Consider the following 17826-nt stretch of genomic DNA (forward strand, 5'->3'; position numbering starts at 1 on the left):
TCAACGATCGAGCGGCAGGATCAGCACATCGCGCGCCGGCACCTCGATGCCGCCATTGTCCATATGGTCGATCGGCCAGACGGGTTGGCCTCGCGCCAACATTCCGCGGGCAAGCGTCACCTCTGTTTTCTGTGCAGTTCTCGTCGGGTTGACGAGCCAGAGAAAGCTGCCTTTCTCCCCGACGTGAATGCGCGGGAAGAGCGCGCCATTCGAAAGCGTCGCATGCCGCTTCTTGCCGCTCCATGTTATTAGTTCGGCGAAGAAAGCCCCGTTCGCCTTTCCCAGCGTGCGGTAATAGGCGACGGAGGGATTGGTGCCAATTAGCAGCGTGCGGCCGTTGCCAAAGGTATTTTCGACGACGGCAAGACGGCCGTCGGTGAAATGCCCACGTGCCGCGCCGCCCGCCAGCCGGTAGGACTGCAGGAAACCGCCGCCGTCGACAGCTGCGCCGTCGAGATCGAAATGGATGCGGTCGCCGATATCGGGCATGAATTCGACTTCTTCCTCGCGCGCACCGAAGACCTCGTCGAGGCCCATGTTCGGCTGCACGGTGCCGACATGGCCACGATCGCCGAAATAGCCGGGGCATGCTTCGGCAATCAGTGTGCCGCCGTTTTCGACCCAGGCTTTCAGGCGTTTTGCCTGTTCTGATGTGAACATGATCGGGTAGGGGAAATAGAGGAAATCATAGGGGTCGATATCGTCGATATGCACCCAGTCCGGTTGCGCGCCCTGTTCGAGGAAGGCGCGATAGGCGCCCCACATGGCTTCGGGGTAGGGCTTTTCCTTACGATCGTGGTTCAGGAGGTAATCGAACTCCTGCGTTTCGCGGATAAACAGGATGCCGACCTCGCCGCGCACCGGCTTTGCCTCCCAGAGGGGACCTTGCGCCGTGTCGTTTGCCCACTTTGCCATGGCGCTCGCCATGTCGGAGCGCGGCGTGCGCGAGCCGTCCATGCCGTAGGAGCCGAAGGCGCCGAAAAGGGGGCCGTCAAGCAGCGGGCGCCAGCGAAGGTTTAGGACGCCGCGGGCGCCGCCGGCAAGCGAGGTCATGCTCCAGAGGCGGATATCCTCGGGCTCGGCGACACGGCCATCCTCCTTGTCGCGGCCGATCACCTGCGGCTGCAGCCAAAGCGGGCCGCCCTGGCGCTCGGCATGCCAGAAAGGCTTGCCGCGGGCGGCGGCGCGGTTGATATCGACGCCGTACCAGTTCTTCCAGGCTTCCGAGCCCTTGCGCGCCTGGATCCAGGTGAAGCCGTAGACTTCGACCTTGGAAGCGGCGAGCCAGTCGTCGCAGCCGTTGGCCGCCATGTTGGGAATTGCGCCCGATATGCCATGGGCAACGATGGTGTTCTTCAGATCGACGGCGCGGAGTGTGTCGATGCGCCACTGCATCTGGTCGTAGAAGTTGTCGCGCTTGAACTGCAGCCAGTCGATGCATTCGGGATAGGGCGCCATGTGGACCGGCGGCTCGATATCCTCCCATTCGGCGTAGCTGTAGCGGTGCCAGGCTGTCGCCAGGGCCTTCAGGCTCCCGTATTTCTTCTCCAGCCACTTCCGGAAGGCTGATTTGGCGTAGCTGCTGTAATCGACATCGGCGGAATAGTTGCACTCGTTCCAGACGTCGTAGCCATAGATTGCCGGGTGATCCTTGTAGCGGGTGGCGAGCGCGGTCAGGAACTTGCCCGCAGCTTCCTTGACCTCCGGGCAGTTCAGCGTCAGGGCGCCGGCACCGCCGCCATTATTGGAGAAGCCGCCGGTCGCCGCCGAGACGCCCATATAGGAACCGAGCTTGTTGCCGTCGGCATTGACCTGCAGCGCATGGGCGTATTTGCGAACGGCCCAGTCGGGCACGGCATGGATCAGTTCGGCGATGACTGTCTTGATGCCGTTTGCGGCGGCAAGGTCCAACTGGCGGTCATATTCTTCCCAGTCGTAAACGCCGGGTGCTGTCTCGATCGCGCCCCACATGAACCAGTGGCGGAAGATGTTGAGGCCGTCTTGCCCAGCGGTCGCGTAGTCGCGCTCCCAATCGTCGCGGGGCGGATTTGATTTGCGAAAATAGACGGCGCCGTAGGGCAGTTGGATATCTTTATTGAGCATTGTCTTGTCCTTTTCTATCGATGTCCGGACATGGCTTCGCCGTCCGGAGAAGAGGCTCCGGCAATAGGCAATCGAGGATGTCGTCCGGCTATTTTAAAAAGCGTTTCTTCTAGCGCGGCCCTCCGGCGAGGAGTTCGAGCGTGCGGATGAGGGCGGAATGGTCGCGTTCGCCGTCGCCAATGGCGATGGCGGCATTCATCAGTTGCTGCGTCGCGGCGGTGTTCGGCAGCGACAGATCGAGCGCGCGGGCTGCATCGACGGCAAGTGTCATGTCCTTGCGATGCAGGCGGATGCGGAAGCCGGGCTCGAAGGTCTCCTTGACCATGCGCTCTCCATGCACCTCGAGGATGCGCGAGGCGGCAAAGCCGCCCATCAGTGCGGCGCGCACCTTGGCCGGGTCGGCGCCGGCCTTCCTGGCAAACAGCAGCGCTTCGGCAACCGCTTCGATCGTCAGCCCGACGATGATCTGGTTGGCGACCTTGGCGGTCTGGCCGTCGCCACTGCCGCCGACATGGGTGATGTTCTTGCCCATCTTTTCGAAGAGCGGTCTGGCGCGCTCGAAAGCCTGCTCCTTGCCACCGACCATGATCGTCAGCGAGGCGGCCTTGGCGCCAACTTCGCCGCCGGAAACCGGAGCATCGAGATAATCGCAGCCGAGGGCCTCGACGCGCTTGGCGAAGCTCTTCGTCGCCACCGGCGAGATCGAGCTCATGTCGATGACAAGCTTGCCCTCGGACAAGCCCGAGGCGACGCCGTTCTCGCTGAAGAGAACCGTCTCGACGTCAGGCGTATCCGGCAGCATCAGGACGATGATGTCCGAGGCTTCGGCCACAGCCTTGGCGCCTAACGCCGCCTTGCCGCCCTTGTCGACGAGATGCTGCGAGACCTCCTTGACACGGTGGAGATGCAGCGTGTGGCCGGAATCGATCAGGTGTTCCGCCATCGGGCGACCCATGACGCCCAGTCCGATGAATCCTATATTCATGCTGTTCTCGCTTGCTTCCGGTAGGGTTTCATCCAGCCGAGGCCCTCGCTGGTGCCTGATTTCGGCTTGTATTCACAGCCGACCCAGCCGTCGTAGCCAAGGCGGTCGAGTTCAGAGAGGATGAAGCGGTAATTGATCTCGCCGGTGCCGGGTTCGTTGCGGCCGGGATTGTCGGCGATCTGCACATGGGCGATCTTCTCCTGCAGCCTTGTGAAGGTCGGCATCAGATCGCCCTGCATGATCTGCATGTGATAGAAATCATACTGGATATAGAGATTGTCGGAGCCGACCCTGTCGAGGATGCGTTCGACATGGGCGGTGCTCGACAGGAAGAAACCCGGAATATCGCGCAGGTTGATCGGCTCGATCAGCAGCCTGACGCCGGCATCGGCGGCGCGCTTTGCTGCATATTTCAGATTGTCGACCAGCACCGTTTCCAGCGTTTCGAGGTCCGCACCCTTCGGCACCAGGCCGGAGATGACGTTGACCTGCCGGCAATTGAGCGCCTTGGCATAATCGAGCGCCTGGGTCACACCATCGCGGAATTCCTGCACGCGATCCGGCAGGCAGGCAATGCCGCGCTCACCGCCGGCCCAGTCTCCTGATGGCACGTTGAAGAGCGCCTGTTTCAGGCCACTTGCCTTCAGCGTCTCGGCGACCTTCTCCTTCGGCTCGGCATAGGGGCCGAGATATTCGAGCGCGCCGAAACCGTCCCGTGCGGCAGCGGCGAAACGATCGAGGAACGGTAGGTCCTGATAGAGGAAGGAAAGGTTGGCGGAGAATTTCGGCACTGGACAGTCCTTAGATGGCGGGCGCGACGAAACGATGCCGATGCAGCATGCGCTTGTCGCGGGGGTCAGGATTGGGAACGGCTGATATGAGGCTCTTGGTATAGGCCTCCTTGGGAGCGGTGCAGATCTGCTCGGCCTCGCCGAGTTCGACGATTTTGCCGCGATGCATGACGGCGACCCGATCGCAGAAATAACGCACGACTGAAATGTCGTGCGAGATGAAGATGAAGCTAAGGTTCAGCCGCTGGCGGATATCGAGCAGCAGATCGAGAATCTGGCTGCGGATCGAGACGTCGAGCGCAGAGGTCGCCTCGTCGGCGATGATGATGCGCGGATCGAGCGCAAGCGCGCGGGCGATGCCGATACGCTGGCGCTGGCCGCCGGAGAAGGCATGGGGGTAACGCTCCATGCCCATCGGATCGAGGCCGACGAGCCGCATCAGCTCGGCGACGCGGTCCTCCAGCGCCTTGCCCTTGGCGAGGCCGTTGACGATGAGGGGATCGCCGATCACCTCCTTGACGGTCATGCGCGGATTGAGCGAGGCGAACGGATCCTGGAAGACGAGGCGGACTTCGCGGTGGAAGGTGCGCAGCTCGCGTTTCGTCAGCTTGGTGACGTCGATCTCACGGCCATCCCGGTTGCGATAGCTGATGCTGCCCGATGTTGGCTCGATGGTGCGCAGGATGAGCCGGCCCAACGTCGTTTTGCCGGAGCCGCTTTCGCCGACGATGCCGAGGTTTTCGCCCGGATAAAGATCGAAACTGGCGTCGTCGACCGCGCGTAGCGTGTTGGCCTGGCCCTGCCAGCCGTAAATCTTGCCGAGGTTGCGGACGGAAAGGATCGGCTTCGGCGCCCGCGGCGACGGCGCCACGGATGGCAGCTTGTCTTCGACATGGTGGGTGAGTTTCACCGTTGAGGCGAGCAGCTGGCGGGTATAGGGATGCTCGGCGGCGTGATAGATCGCGTCGACCGGACCCCGTTCGACGATGCGGCCGAAGCGCATGACGGCGACGTCGTCGGCCACTTCGGCGACGATGCCCATATCGTGGGTGATGAGCAGCATGGCCATGCCGCGTTCGACCTGCAGGCGCTTGATCAGGTCGAGGATTTCGGCCTGGGTGGTGACATCGAGCGCCGTGGTCGGTTCGTCGGCGATGAGAATATCGGGATTGCCGGCAAGCGCCATGGCGATCATAGCGCGCTGGCGCATGCCGCCGGAAAATTCGAAGGTGTAGCGGTCCGCCATCCTGTCGGGATCGGGGATTTCGACCTGGCGCAGCAGTTCGACGGTTCTTTCGCGGGCGGCGCGCTTGTCGAGATCGCTGTGCAGGCGCACGGCCTCGATGATCTGCGAACCGATGGTATGGACCGGCGACAGCGAGCTCATCGGCTCCTGGAAGATCAGGCCGATGCGGCGGCCGCGGATGGCGCGCATCGCCCGATCCGACGGCTTCAGGGCGGCGATATCGGTGACCCCGTTACCCCCGGTGACCTCGTCGCCGTTGCGCAGCAGGATGCGGCCGGAAACGATGCTGCCGGGGCTGTCGACGATCTGCAGCAGCGAGCGGGCGGTGACGCTCTTGCCGGAGCCGCTTTCGCCGACGAGGCAGAGCGTTTGGCCGCGTTTCAGCTCGAAACTGACATTTTCGACCGCGTGCAGGATGTGGGTGCGCAGCCTGAAATCGATCGAGAGGTTTTCGACGGAGAGAACGACGTCTTCGGAAAGATCGGTCACGATTTCCTCCTCAGCTCTCATAGGGGTCGGCGGCATCGCGAAGGCCGTCGCCGAAGAAATTGAAGGACAGCACGGCGACGACGACCGCGAGCGACGGCCAGATCAGCAGCCATGGCGCGGTGGCGACCGTGCGAATGTTCTGCGCGTCCTGCAACAGCACGCCCCAGCTGACGACCGGCGGCTTCAAGCCGATGCCGAGGAAGGAGAGCGACGTCTCGGCGACGATCATGGTCGGCACGGCAAGGGTGACGACCGCGAGGATGTGGCTCGTCAGCGACGGCAGGATGTGGCGGAAGATCAGCCGCGCTTCGCTCGATCCGTCGAGTCTGGCGGCAACGACGAAATCCTCGCTGCGTAGCGCAAGAAACCGGCCGCGCACCTCGCGGGCGAGGCTGGTCCAGCCGAGCAAGGAGACGATGATCGTTATGACGAAATAGACGTTGACCGGCGACCATGTCAGCGGGATCGCCGCCGCCAGACCCAGCCAGAGCGGGATGGTCGGCATGGCGCTGACGACCTCGATGAGCCGCTGCATCAGGGTATCCACCCAGCCGCCGTAGAAGCCCGAGATCGAACCGAGTACGACACCCAGGATCAGCGACATGGCGACGCCGACGAGGCCGATCGACATAGAGACTCGGGTGCCGTAGACGAGGCGCGAGAAGACGTCGCGGCCGAGACGGTCGGCGCCGAGCAGATACATCGGGTCGTTCTGGTTGAGAGGGCCGATCAGGTGCCTGTTCATCGGGATCAAGCCCCAGAGATCATAGGCGGCGCCTTTGACGAAGAAGCCGATCGGCACCACCTTGGTGTCGTCGACGACGAAGGTGCGGCGCAGCGCCACCTTGTCGATCTCGACCTTGTAGCCCTTCACGTGGAAATTGAATTCCGAGCTGCCGTCCGGTTTTTCGACGAAGAAGCTGAAGCCCTGCGGTGGGGCATAGGTGTATTGCGGCCGCGAGGTCGTCGGTAAGGCGGGCGCCAGAAATTCGGCGAAGAGGCCGACCAGATAGAGGAAGAGAATGATTGCGCCGGCTACCATCGCCACCTTTTGGCGGACCAGCTTGCCCGCGACCAGCCGCCAGGGGCCAATCGCGGCGGTCGAGACGGTCTTGCCCTGTTTCAGCGGGCTGATCGAGGGACCGTCGGCGACGGCATGGAGCGGGCCTGCATGGGTTCCGAAGGTTTCGTGCGTGCTCATCGCATTCCCCTCAATTGAACCGGATGCGCGGATCGAGCAGCGCCAGCAGCAGATCCGACAGCAGCATGCCGACGAGGGTGAGGGCGCTCAAAAGCAGGATGAAGCTGCCGGCGAGATACATATCCTGTGAGATCAGCGCGCGAAAAAGCAGCGGGCCGGCGGTCGGCAGGTTCAGCACGATGGCGGTGATGGTGACGCCGGAGACGAGGTGCGGCAATACCCAGCCAATTGCCGAGACGAAGGGATTGAGCGCGATTCTGACAGGATATTTGAGGATGACCTTGTACTCCGGCAAGCCCTTGGCGCGGGCGGTGACCACATAAGGCTTGTGCAGTTCATCCGTCAGGTTGGCGCGCAGGATGCGGATCATCGCCGCCGTTCCCGATGCGCCGATGATGATAATCGGGATCCAGAGATGGGCGAGGAAGTCGCCGACCTTGGCAAGGCTCCACGGCGCTTCGGCATATTCCGGCGAGATCAGCCCGCCGACGCTCTGGCCGAGATATTTATAGGCGATGTACATCAGCGTCAGCGCGAGGATGAAGTTCGGCACCGCCAGGCCGATGAAGCCGAGGAACGTGAAGACGTGATCGCCGACGGAGTGGCGGCGGACGGCGGAATAGATGCCGATCGGCAAAGCGACGATCCAGACGAAGAGCAAGCTCAAGAGCGAGATCACCAGCGTCGAGCCCATGCGGGCCCAGATCAGGCCGGAGACCGGCTGGCCCCATTCGAAGGAGTAGCCGAAGTCGCCGCGGCTGACGATGCCCCAGATCCATTTCAGGTATTGGACATAGAAGGGGTCGTCGAAGCCATAAATTTCCTTGAGGCGCTCGATCTGCGCGGGATCGACGGTCTGGCCGCTGTCGCTCATGGTGGCGATCATCGAGGTCAGGTAGTCACCCGGCGGCAGCTGGATGATCAGGAACGAGATCAGCGACATGCCGAACAAGGTCGGGATCATGTAGAGCACGCGCTTGAAGATATAGCCAAGCATCGGAATGTTTCTCCTCCCGTCGGGAACACCGTGAGGTGCTTCCCCCGGATCTCCATCCGCTTTCGGCCCCTCCAGGCCAAAAGCGCTCCTCGCGTATCACCTCATTTCCAGGTGAGGTGCAGCACCTCCAGCCGATCAATGCTCGGCACCTCCACCTGTGCGCGGCCATTCCCGAGGGTGAAGCTTGCGGCGCGGTCGGCAACGACAAGCCACGCCTTCGCCATCGATCGGCCCTCTGGAATCTCCACCGAAACGGTCTGTGTAGCCAGAGGGTAATTCTCGCGGATCGGACCTTTCATCATCATCGGGTTGGTGAGGTTGAAGAGGCTAAGTGCTAGGCCATGATCGTTTTCTCGAAGCGCCAGATCGACGACGCCCTTGCCCTTGACGGTGATGCGCGGCGTCTTGCCGAGCGCCCAGTGGACGGCATTGGCAAGCAGGCGGGCGTGGTCGACAGCAAAGACTTCCCAGAAGATCTCGCCGATATTCCAGGGGATATAGACTGTGCGTCCGCCCTTGCCGGTTTCGCGGGCGATGACGGCCGCTCCTTTCGGGTCCTCACGCGGATAGACCTCTTCCATCGGCAGATCCGGGAAATCGGGAACGTAGAGGAAGGGTGTCTTCGCATCGGCATACGGCTCGGCGTGGATGAGGCGGGTGCCGCCCATGATGCGCTCGGCGTCTTCATAACCCTGGTTGATCGGATGATCGCCGGAAAGGGCGATATAGGTATTCTTGACGATGCCGCGCGGGCCGGCGATGAATTTTGCACCGAGCACGTCGGCAAGGCCGAAGTCCGGACGTTTCTTGCCGAACTCGTCCCGCAGCGATGTCTCATAGGAAGCGATGACGCTGCCGCCGCGATCGACATAGGCGCGGATCGCCGCGTTTTGCACATCCGAGAGGCAGGAGGCATTGGCGAGAATGATCAGCTTGAAACGGTCGAGGTTGTCCTCGGTCAGCACCTGATCCGAAAGCAGTTCGAAGGGCAGGCGGGCTTCGACGAGGGCGTGATAGAGACCGAGATCGTGCTTCTCGGCAAAGTGCCGCTCTTCCGGCGCCCAGTGACGCAGCGTCGTCGAGGGATCGACGACGGCGATTTCTGCGGTCGGCTTCATGCTTTCCAGTACCGGCTCGACGGCTGCCTGCAGACCGAAGGCGTCAGCCACAGGCTCGACCCAGCGCTTGTCGGGCACGACGCCGTTGAACTTGGTGAACCAGGCGTAGAGGCCGTGGGCCGTGCCGTCATTGATCCAGAGCTGCATCTCCTCACCCGAGGTGACGGCGTCCTTCCAGCGATATTCCTCCTCCGGGCCGATCGAGGTGATCAGCACGACCGGGCGGTCGGGGAAGGTGGCGCGGATGCGCTTGCCGTTGCGCCCGGCCGACCAGCCGAGTTCAAGGCCCTTGCGGCCCTGATGGTCGACGACGAGGAAGGGGCAATGCCTGGCGATGACCGAGAGGTCGAACTCCATCAGCGAAGCGCCGCCCATGTTCGGGATGAAGCTCGCATGCGGGCGGATCGCCTTCACGGCATCGTCCCACTGGGCGATCATGTCCGTCAGCACACGGCGGCGCCACTGCACCCAGGCCTGCCAGGCCGGATCCTCGGCATCGGGCTTCTTCGGCAGGTGATGGCCAGACATGTCCTTGAAGCGGCGAGCGCTGTCTTCGCTGTAATCGACGCCGTGGCCCTGCCAGCGATTGGCGAAGATCGCGTCGATATCGTATTTGCGGACGATCTCCTTGACCACTTCCGGCATGAAAACGGTGTTATAATCGCCATAGGCATTGGTCACCCAGACATCGGGATAGGCCCAGTGGCGGCGCGGCGTGCCGTCGGCATTGATCATCACCCATTCCGGATGGGCCTTGGCTGCGTCGTCGTGGATCGCATGCGGGTCGACGCGGGCCATGACATGCATGTCGAGCTTGCGGGCGGCGTCGACGAGCGCGCCGAAGATATCCTTGTCGCTGAGATATTTGCTCACATAGTGGTAGGGCACATCGCTCGGATAATAGGCGATATAGCCGCCGGCGCTGAGACAGACCGCATTCGATTTGGTGCGCTTGAAGACATCGATCCAGAAGGCCGGGTCATATTTTTCCGGGTCATCCTCCACGAAGGTCAGCTGGGTCCAGCGGGTCGCGGTCTTGAACCACTCCGGCGTCCTCAACGTATCGGTGTTCTGTTTCCTGGCGTCGAGCATCGTCTTCATCCAATCATTGGCAAAAGAAGGGCCTTAGAGCGGCGCGCGTCGAAAAGGACGCGTTAGTGACGCTCTAACACTTTGAATTTGCGTATAATCCTTTCCGAAAATCGATTCCGATTTTCGGGGCTATGCGCTGGCGGCGGCCGGTGAAGCCGGCGCCTGACATGCATCATTGGAAAAGGCCATCAGACCTTGTAGAACTGCTCCGGCATCGTCGGAGCGGGCGTCGGCCAGCCGAAGGAGTTCGGCATGGTCTTCGTGATGTTCTTCATGTTGTTCTTGACGATGCCGTAGCCATCCGGCGGCAGCGAGATGCCGAAGACATAGAAGTTGTCGGCGGCACCCTGAAGGAGCTGCTTCATGATCTCGTGCTGGCCGGCAGCGTCGGAGGTCGCTTTCAGCTTGTCATAAAGAGCAAGCTGGCTCTTCGTGCCTTCCGGCGGCTCCTCGGCATTGGCGTTGCCGCGGTCGCGGTACCAGAGCTGCCAGGCCGGTGCGTACATGGCATTGGCATCGGTCGGCACGTAGTAGCGCGGGTCCAGCATGGCGGCGACGCCGCCATTGGCGCCGAACTGGTGCGCCGTCGCATCGAAATCGCGGCCCTGGCGGACGCGGGTTTCCCAGAGCGACCGGTCCATCGAGCGCATCTGCGCATCGATGCCGACCGCCTGGAACATCGGGATGACCAGTTGGAAGAGATCGAGGAAGACGGCTCGGGCCTGGTCGATCTCGAAGATGATCGTGAGGCGGCGACCCTTCTCATCGAGGCGGAAGTTCTGGTCGTCGCGCTTCGGCACGAGCTGGTCGAGCATGGCATTCGCCTTGTCGACGTCATAGGCCGTGAATTGCGTGGCGAGCTGCTCGTTGTAGAGCGGATCTTCCTTCTTGATCGAGGGCTGGGCGGGCGTACCCTGGCCGACGAGCACGGCATCGATCAGCGCCTGCCGGTCGAGTGCGGTGGAGAGTGCCGCACGGAAATCCTTGTTCTGGAAGAGTTTCCGCTTGGTCTCGTCATTGTGGTTCAGGTTGAAGATGAAATTCATCACATTGGCTTCGGTCGAGGTCAACGTGTAGAAATCATAGCCGCCCTGCTCACGCGCATCGTAGAGCACCGACTTGTTGTTCGGAGTGGCGATATACTGATCCATTAGGTCGACTTCGCCCTGCATGGCCTTCAGCAGCAGAACCTGCGGGTCGGCGACCATCTGGTAGACGATGCGGTCCATGTAGGGCAGCTGGTTGCCTTCGGTATCGACCTTCCAATAGTAGGGATTGCGTTCGGCGACGGCGCGCTCGGTGTTTTCGCCGGGTGCTACGGTGAACATCCAGGCGTGGACGCAGGGCTTCTTCGAGGAGTTCAGGAAGAAGGCATTGTCGTCCTGGAAACCGGCGGCCGCCTGGAAGGAGGCGATCCAGCTTTCGAAGCCGCGCTGCTTGGCGAGCTCATCGGCCTTCGGATTGTAGTCGATGTGGAATTGCTCGAGATAGTGCTTCGGCGTGCGCGTCGTCTGGTCGCTGTTCGCCCAGGCGACCTGCAGCGGGAACAGGCCGTTCGGCCTGTCGAAAGTGACCTTGAAGGTCTGTTCGTCGACGATTTCGAGCTTGGCCGGCTTGCCGCCAGACTTCCAGTGATCCTGGCCGACGAAGGCGACACGCTTGTCGGTGAAGACAGTGTCGTACCAGAACTTGATGTCCTCAGTGGTGTAGGGATGGCCGTCAGACCATTTCATGCCCTTGCGCAGGCGGATCGTGTAGACCTTGGAGTCGGCGTCGCCCTCGAAGGACTCTGCAACATTCAGCGTCACGCCGGACCAATCGGGCGTATAGCGCAGCAGCGGCTCATAGGCCTGGTAGCGGAACAGCATCGACAGCGAGCCGCCGCCGACCAGCGCCATGTTCCAGTCGCCGCCGTGTTTGCCGACGCTCTCGACCGGCTTGACGACGAGCGGATTTTCTGGAAGCCGGTCCTTGAGGGCCGGCAGGGCGCCGCTTGAAACTTTCGCTTTCAGAATATCCGCTTCCTTGAAGTCGGCGGCGAAAACCGGCAGCGCCGGCAATATGAGTGCGGCCGACGTCCCGGCCAGAAACGCACGACGTTTCAGCTTGATCATAGGGGTCTCCTCCGAAAACCGCGCCCTTGTTCTTAATTTTGCCGTCGGGCTTGGGATGTAGGAAAGATTACATTTGGATATTGTTAGGTAAAGCGTTATGTTCTGTTAGTGCAATATTTTGGCTTGCGAGCGCGATAGCGCCGATCAGTCGAAGAGCGAGGTGTCAGGTGGGAAGTAGGGGCCGGGTTACGTTGCAGACGATCGCGCGGGAGGTCGGCCTCTCGAAATATGCCGTGTCACGCTCGCTTGCCGGCAAGAGTGGTGTCAGCGAGGAAACGCGCACGCTGATTCGCGAGACGGCACAGCGTCTCGGTTATACCAGGCCCGCGGGACAGGGGGGCGCTGGTGAAGTCGCAGTCGTCTTTCATGATCTCGATGCGGTCAATAGCGAGCTCTATATGCAGGTGCAGAAAGGGGTGCAGCGCGAGGCGCACCGGCTCGGCATGACGTTGCGCGTGCGTTGGACGCACAATGCCGGACAGTTGGAGGAACTTGCGCGCGCTTGCGACGGGCTGATCATCGTTGGGCCTCACGACCGCGAGGCAATGGTGGCGGTGAGTGCGACGGGCGTTCCGATCGTGCGTTTCGGCTGGGTCGATCCGCTGGAACAGGCCGACCAAGTGACCGGAACGGACCACGAGGCGGGGCAGGCGGTGATCCAATATCTGGTAGATCTTGGACACCGTTCCATCGTCTATGTCTATGGCACGCCGGGGTTCAGGGGGCGCCAGGAGCGTTACTACGGCGCCCGGGAGATCGCAGAACGTTATGGCAATGTTGCGCTGCATGTTATGCATTTCGACGAACAAGCCGGCTTCGGCGCAGCCTTCCGGGCGTTGGCAGAAAAAGATATCCGGCCGACGGCCTTTTTCTGCGCACATGACGGCTTGGCGCTGACCGTGGTTTCCGAGCTTCTCGGCCAAGGATATCGCATTCCCGATGATATTTCGGTCGTCGGTTTCGGCGATTTTTCGCCGGCGACGCAGATTTCGCCTGCGCTGACGACGGTGAGGATGGAAGGGCAGGAATGCGGGGCGGTCGGCCTGCGGCTCCTGCTCGAACGCATCGAGAATCCACGCCTGCCCGGTATGCCGGCGCGGCGTGTCATGATTGCCTCCCGCATCGTCGAGCGCCGCTCGGCCGGCCCATGCAAGGTGGCGCCGAGCGCTGACGTCGCTCAAGCTTAACCGCCGAGCGAGGCGATCGCAGCTCTGACTGCGTCCGCACCGGGCCTGGTCGGTCGGTACTCCAGGCCGACCGAACCGTCGTAGCCGTTGGCGAAAATCCAGCCGAGGCGGTGGGCAAGGTCGATGCCGCCGGAGCCCGGTTCGTTGCGGCCGGGATGATCGGCGACATGGACGTGGATGACGCGGTCGAGACGGCCCTTCAGCACCTCTTCTGTGCGCTCGTCCATCACGGCGGAATGGTAGATGTCGTAGACGATGCCGATCTCCGGGCGGGCGACGTCATCGATGATGTCGAGGCCCTCGCGGGTCGAATGGAGGAAATAGCCGACATGATCGATGCGGATGTTGAGCGGCTCGACGCCGAGGCGCACACCGCTGCCGGCAAGAATATCGGCGCCGGCTTTCAGCGTTTCGGTGAGCGCCCGGCGCTGCTCCTCGCGGGGCACGTTTGGAAGATCGTTGCCCGCCTGGGCAATCAGGACCGGCGCGCCGAGACGTTTTGCCACGGCGACGGATTCGGCAAGACCTTTCAGCCAGGCCTGCCGGTTGGCGGCATCGGTCAGCGCGATCATCGGTTCGGCAACGAGGCTGGTGACGGCAAGGCCGCTTTCCTTCAGCGCCGCCTCGATCGCATCCAGATCCTTGTCGGTCCAGCGCCAGAATTCGATCGCCGTCAGGCCGCTGGCACGAGCGCGGCCGATGCGATCGGGAAAGCGGTCGCCTTCTTCGGCAAACAGCCACTCTATACAGGCTGAATAACGTCGCATGAAAACTCCTCTTATGTGTGGATGCAGGCTGCGACAGATCGGTGACTGCCGCAAGAGGCGTTTGGGTGCTTGACGCCCGGTTTCATTGACGGAACACTCGGCACATCAGGCCGGAACCGCCGGCCGCTTGCGCGGAGGAAAATATGGATCTCGGACTTAAGGGAAAGACCGCCGTCATAACCGGCGCCTCTGTCGGGATTGGGTTGGCGATCGCCGAGGGGCTGGCGGCTGAGGGCTCCAATCTGGTGCTGGCGGCCCGTGGCGGCGAACGGCTCGAGGCGGAAGCCGCCCGGATCGCCGAGAAGTATGGCGTCAGCGCCGCCGCTATTGTCGCCGATGTCGCGACGGTTGCGGGAACCGAGGCGATCATTGCAGCGGCGGCCGAAAAAGGCGGCGCCGATATCCTCATCAACAATGCCGGCACCGGTTCGAACGAGACGGTGATGGAGGCGCCCGACGAAAAGTGGCAGACCTATTGGGACCTGCATGTGATGGCCGCCGTGCGGCTGGCGCGCGGAATTGCGCCGCAGATGAAGGAACGCGGTGGCGGTGTGATCCTGCACAATGCCTCGATCTGCGCTGTCCAGCCGCTCTGGTACGAGCCGATCTACAATGTCAGCAAGTCGGCACTGATGATGTTTTCGAAGACGCTTTCGACTGAGCTCATCAAGGACAATATCCGCGTCAACTGCGTCAATGCCGGCCTGATCCTGACGCCCGACTGGATCAAGACCGCCAAGCAGTTGACGGCCGAAACCGGCGGGAACTGGGAGGGCTATCTGCAGGGTGTCGCCAACGAACACGCCGCCTCCAAACGGTTCGGCACTCCCGAGGAACTGGCAAACGTCTTCGTCTTCCTGAGTTCGGAACGCGCGAGCTATTGCATCGGCTCCACCTATTTCGTCGATGGCGGCATGCTGAAGACGATCTGACCAAAGGCTGTCAATGGCTCGGCAAGTCGGTTCTTCTCAAGACTGCCGGGCGGGCCTGTGGACGTTGCCGATATAAGCTATAAATAATAGCTATTTTGTTGTATGTTCACGCTTTTGACGCTATTTGCCTGCTATTGGCAGGATAAATACTGCGTTTTCTACAGGGCAAAGACGATGCTGACGAAAAAGGGCAAATACGGGCTTAAGGCGCTGGTGGATCTGGCGCGGCTGGCGCCGGGTGAGACCGCCTTCATCAATGACATCGCAAGCCGCAATAATATCCCGAAGAAATTCCTCGATACGATCCTGCTCGAACTGCGCAATGTCGGCATCCTGCGGTCGAAGAAGGGGCCGGGCGGCGGCTATTCCCTGTCGCGGCCGGCTTCCGAAATCCGCATCGGCCATGTCATCCGCACGCTCGATGGGCCGCTGGCGCCGATTCGCTGTGCCAGCCGTACGGCTTACGAGGCCTGCGACGACTGCGCCGATCCGGAAACCTGTCAGGTGCGGCGCTCGATGACCGATGTTCGTGACGCGATCGCCGCCATTCTCGACAATATGAGCCTCGAGCAATTCGTCGCCGATGGCGGCGGCATTGAAGGCCCCAAGGAACAATTCCCGGTCTCCGCTGCCAGCTGAATTAGGCGTCGCCGGGCTTCGACCTATATTCGCCTGCGGAACGCACCAGCTTGTCCCGTGGCAGCGATAGAGCGTGAATGCGGGCATTGCGCCAATGCCGGTCGAGATTGAGCCCGATGCCGGCGGATGTTTCCCCTACAAGTTCGAACAGCGCGTTTGCGGTGTCGATTGCCGTTTCCCCTGCAAGGATCGCGGCCGCCGAGGCAGAGAAATGCGCGTCCGCCATCGCGGCCTCCACAGGGTTGACCTGGGCAATATCGAGTTTGCGGCCAGCCCGTTCCAAGGCTGCCGCCGTCGCTTCGATGCGGACGGCGCGTTCGCCGAGCTGCGCAAGGACGGCGGTGCAATCGTCAATCGCGGTCGTGAGGTCGGTCCATGCGGCCCGCGCGATGCCGAGGCTGACGCTGGCCTTGAGCAGCAGGCCGAGCGAGATGCCGGTCGGATTTCCGGAGGAGGGGGAAGGCGCTATCGCATCGGCATTGACGTGTAGCCTGCCTATGATCGCCGTTCCCGAGCCATTGGTGCGTTGGCCAAAACCGTCCCAATCGTCGATCACCTGCAGGCCTACCGCATCGCATGCGAGGTAGAGTGTCACTGGGCGGCTGGGCGGCGCGGTGGCGGCAGCCGCGATCCAGTCGGCGAATAGAATGCCGGGCGTCTGCCGAGTTCGCCCGCTCAGGCGGTAGCCTGGACCTTCGGCGGTAAGCTCGGCCCCTTCGGTGAGGCCGGCGCCCGCAAAGCGGTCGCCGAGCAGCGCACGGGTAAACAGCGATACCTTCAAATCCTCGCCGGCATGGGTGCGGAGTGTTTCCAGGACGCAATAATGGTTTTGCAGCGCCTCGCCGATCGAGGCATCGGCCTCGGCAATGATTGCAACGATTTCGGCGAGCAGCGCGTTCGACACGTCGAGCCCCTGATAGTCGGGCGGAACGGTGATCGCCGTCAGTCCCGAGACCGACAGCGCATCGAGTTCAGCAAAGGGCAGCACGCGGTTGATATCGCGTTCGCTCGCCCGATGCCGGAATGCGGCGGCGAGGCTGCGGGCCGTGGATATCGCCTCCTCTTCACTTTCGATGCGATGTGCGGGAGGCCTCACTTTATCCTGAAACTGCGATACCGTTCCCATCGGTCACTCTTTCCTACAGCGCCGCGCGTCTTTTCAGACGCGCAACGGACGCTGCAACACGTTGACTCCGCGTATCGTGTCTTCCGAAAATCGCTCCGATTTTCGGGCCGATGCGAGAGATACAGGAGTGAAGGATTGGCCCACGAATGATAAGGCCGGTTTTTCTACAAAACCCGAAGGCTTTGAATTTTCTTACCAGCTTGATTGCCTTGTGCTCCACTCTATTTACGGTGAAGTGGGGCTTCCTTGATCGAGAAACATGATGGGCGACACTCTTGCTCGCAACGGCGAGGTTTCGAAAATGGCACGCCAGCCGAGACCGCGTCTGAGGCTGGATATTGCCGCTATCCCAACCTATGCGATCGGCGACATCCATGGGCGGTACGATCTGCTTGTGAAAGCAGAAGAGGCGATCCTGCGCGATGCCGCTCGATTGCCGGGTCGCAAGCTGATCGTCACGCTTGGCGACTATATCGACCGTGGGCCGGATTCGGCCCGGGTCATCACGCATCTCATGGAGCCGCCGCCTGATGATTTCGATCGCATCTGCCTTACCGGCAATCACGAAATTGCCATGCTCGACTACATCGATGGCTGGATCTCCTATGACGAGTGGATGGGGATGGGTTCGGCAGAGTCGCTCAAATCTTATGGACTCGATCCGGAGCATCTGCCGCTAGTCTTTCCCTCCGGCGCAAAGCTCGATGCCTTTATCCGCCCGTCGCTGCCACACACGCATATCGATTTCATGCGGGCGATGCCTGTCATGCTGGAGACTCCAAGCGTAATTTTCGTGCATGCCGGCATCAATCCGAAGCTGTCGCTGGGCGAGCAGACGGATGAGGATCTGGTCATCATCCGTCAGCGTTTTCTCGAAAGCCGGGTGCCGTTGCCGAAGCTCGTCGTTCACGGCCATACGCCGAATGACGAGCCCGACATACGGTCGAAACGGCTCAATCTCGATACGCGCGCCTATCGCAGCGGCAAGCTCACCGTCGCCCGCCTGTGGCAGGGCGAGGTGCATCTGTTTTCAACCTGA

General features: G+C 61.8%; 14 protein-coding genes. 4 read left to right on the top strand and 10 right to left on the bottom strand.

From position 1 onward, the window contains the following. The 8 genes from HJB84_RS18170 to HJB84_RS18205 all read right to left on the bottom strand — a co-directional run bounded on the left by HJB84_RS18170 (position 1) and on the right by HJB84_RS18205 (position 12136). A complete protein-coding gene (locus tag HJB84_RS18170) occupies positions 1 to 2103 on the bottom strand; it encodes a beta-galactosidase (protein WP_221116536.1) in 2103 nt (700 codons plus the stop codon). Between the two features lie 109 nt (positions 2104 to 2212). Beyond that, the gene (locus HJB84_RS18175) at positions 2213 to 3088 is read right to left on the bottom strand and encodes a 2-hydroxy-3-oxopropionate reductase (RefSeq protein WP_207581580.1); all 876 of its coding nucleotides are present in this window, start codon (positions 3086 to 3088) and stop codon (positions 2213 to 2215) included. After that, positions 3085 to 3879, bottom strand: coding sequence for a 2-oxo-tetronate isomerase (otnI, locus tag HJB84_RS18180; RefSeq protein ID WP_207581579.1), 795 nt, complete (start codon positions 3877 to 3879; stop codon positions 3085 to 3087). The genes HJB84_RS18175 and otnI overlap by 4 nt, the downstream gene beginning before the upstream one ends. A 10-nt stretch (positions 3880 to 3889) precedes the next feature. Beyond that, positions 3890 to 5614 (bottom strand): ABC transporter ATP-binding protein, encoded by a 1725-nt coding sequence (locus HJB84_RS18185; RefSeq protein ID WP_221116537.1) that lies wholly within the window; start codon positions 5612 to 5614, stop codon positions 3890 to 3892. 10 nt (positions 5615 to 5624) lie between these two features. Further along, complete coding sequence (locus HJB84_RS18190) at positions 5625 to 6815, bottom strand: ABC transporter permease (RefSeq protein WP_221116538.1); 1191 nt, start codon at positions 6813 to 6815, stop codon at positions 5625 to 5627. A gap of 10 nt (positions 6816 to 6825) precedes the next feature. Then, the gene (locus HJB84_RS18195) at positions 6826 to 7812 is read right to left on the bottom strand and encodes an ABC transporter permease (protein ID WP_170278817.1); all 987 of its coding nucleotides are present in this window, start codon (positions 7810 to 7812) and stop codon (positions 6826 to 6828) included. Positions 7813 to 7913: 101 nt separating this feature from the next. After that, on the bottom strand, positions 7914 to 10022 hold the full coding sequence (locus tag HJB84_RS18200) for a family 10 glycosylhydrolase (protein ID WP_221116539.1): 2109 nt from the start codon (positions 10020 to 10022) through the stop codon (positions 7914 to 7916). Positions 10023 to 10210: 188 nt separating this feature from the next. Next, positions 10211 to 12136, bottom strand: coding sequence for an ABC transporter substrate-binding protein (locus HJB84_RS18205; protein ID WP_207581575.1), 1926 nt, complete (start codon positions 12134 to 12136; stop codon positions 10211 to 10213). 167 nt (positions 12137 to 12303) lie between these two features. On the opposite strand from HJB84_RS18205, the gene HJB84_RS18210 reads away from it, so the two are divergent. Continuing rightward, positions 12304 to 13323, top strand: a complete 1020-nt coding sequence (locus HJB84_RS18210) for a LacI family DNA-binding transcriptional regulator (RefSeq protein ID WP_221116540.1) — start codon at positions 12304 to 12306, stop codon at positions 13321 to 13323. Here HJB84_RS18210 and HJB84_RS18215 read toward each other — a convergent pair. After that, positions 13320 to 14090, bottom strand: a complete 771-nt coding sequence (locus tag HJB84_RS18215; protein WP_207581573.1) for a TIM barrel protein — start codon at positions 14088 to 14090, stop codon at positions 13320 to 13322. The two genes, HJB84_RS18210 and HJB84_RS18215, sit on opposite strands and share 4 nt — an antisense overlap. Before the next feature lie 143 nt (positions 14091 to 14233). Here HJB84_RS18215 and HJB84_RS18220 point away from each other — a divergent pair, with 143 nt between their 5' ends. Beyond that, positions 14234 to 15022, top strand: coding sequence for an SDR family NAD(P)-dependent oxidoreductase (locus HJB84_RS18220; protein WP_207581572.1), 789 nt, complete (start codon positions 14234 to 14236; stop codon positions 15020 to 15022). A gap of 174 nt (positions 15023 to 15196) precedes the next feature. Continuing rightward, positions 15197 to 15661 (top strand): Rrf2 family transcriptional regulator, encoded by a 465-nt coding sequence (locus HJB84_RS18225; RefSeq protein WP_221116541.1) that lies wholly within the window; start codon positions 15197 to 15199, stop codon positions 15659 to 15661. A 1-nt stretch (position 15662) separates the two neighbouring features. On the opposite strand, the gene HJB84_RS18230 is transcribed toward HJB84_RS18225, so the two are convergent. Further along, positions 15663 to 16787, bottom strand: a complete 1125-nt coding sequence (locus HJB84_RS18230; RefSeq protein WP_207581570.1) for a monooxygenase — start codon at positions 16785 to 16787, stop codon at positions 15663 to 15665. A 262-nt stretch (positions 16788 to 17049) separates the two neighbouring features. Here HJB84_RS18230 and HJB84_RS18235 point away from each other — a divergent pair, with 262 nt between their 5' ends. After that, the gene (locus HJB84_RS18235) at positions 17050 to 17826 is read left to right on the top strand and encodes a metallophosphoesterase family protein (RefSeq protein WP_221116542.1); all 777 of its coding nucleotides are present in this window, start codon (positions 17050 to 17052) and stop codon (positions 17824 to 17826) included.

This window comes from Rhizobium sp. NZLR1b (assembly GCF_019685155.1).
Lineage (GTDB): Bacteria > Pseudomonadota > Alphaproteobacteria > Rhizobiales > Rhizobiaceae > Rhizobium.

Bases quoted from the DNA above. Each gene is read 5' to 3' on its own strand.
- HJB84_RS18205 (WP_207581575.1), bottom strand. From the start codon at position 12,136: ATGATCAAGCTGAAACGTCGTGCGTTTCTGGCCGGGACGTCGGCCGCA.
- HJB84_RS18190 (WP_221116538.1), bottom strand. From the start codon at position 6,815: ATGAGCACGCACGAAACCTTCGGAACCCATGCAGGCCCGCTCCATGCC.
- HJB84_RS18220 (WP_207581572.1), top strand. From the start codon at position 14,234: ATGGATCTCGGACTTAAGGGAAAGACCGCCGTCATAACCGGCGCCTCT.
- HJB84_RS18195 (WP_170278817.1), bottom strand. From the start codon at position 7,812: ATGCTTGGCTATATCTTCAAGCGCGTGCTCTACATGATCCCGACCTTG.
- HJB84_RS18175 (WP_207581580.1), bottom strand. From the start codon at position 3,088: ATGAATATAGGATTCATCGGACTGGGCGTCATGGGTCGCCCGATGGCG.
- HJB84_RS18170 (WP_221116536.1), bottom strand. From the start codon at position 2,103: ATGCTCAATAAAGATATCCAACTGCCCTACGGCGCCGTCTATTTTCGC.
- HJB84_RS18225 (WP_221116541.1), top strand. From the start codon at position 15,197: ATGCTGACGAAAAAGGGCAAATACGGGCTTAAGGCGCTGGTGGATCTG.
- HJB84_RS18215 (WP_207581573.1), bottom strand. From the start codon at position 14,090: ATGCGACGTTATTCAGCCTGTATAGAGTGGCTGTTTGCCGAAGAAGGC.
- HJB84_RS18235 (WP_221116542.1), top strand. From the start codon at position 17,050: ATGGGCGACACTCTTGCTCGCAACGGCGAGGTTTCGAAAATGGCACGC.
- HJB84_RS18200 (WP_221116539.1), bottom strand. From the start codon at position 10,022: ATGCTCGACGCCAGGAAACAGAACACCGATACGTTGAGGACGCCGGAG.
- HJB84_RS18230 (WP_207581570.1), bottom strand. From the start codon at position 16,787: ATGGGAACGGTATCGCAGTTTCAGGATAAAGTGAGGCCTCCCGCACAT.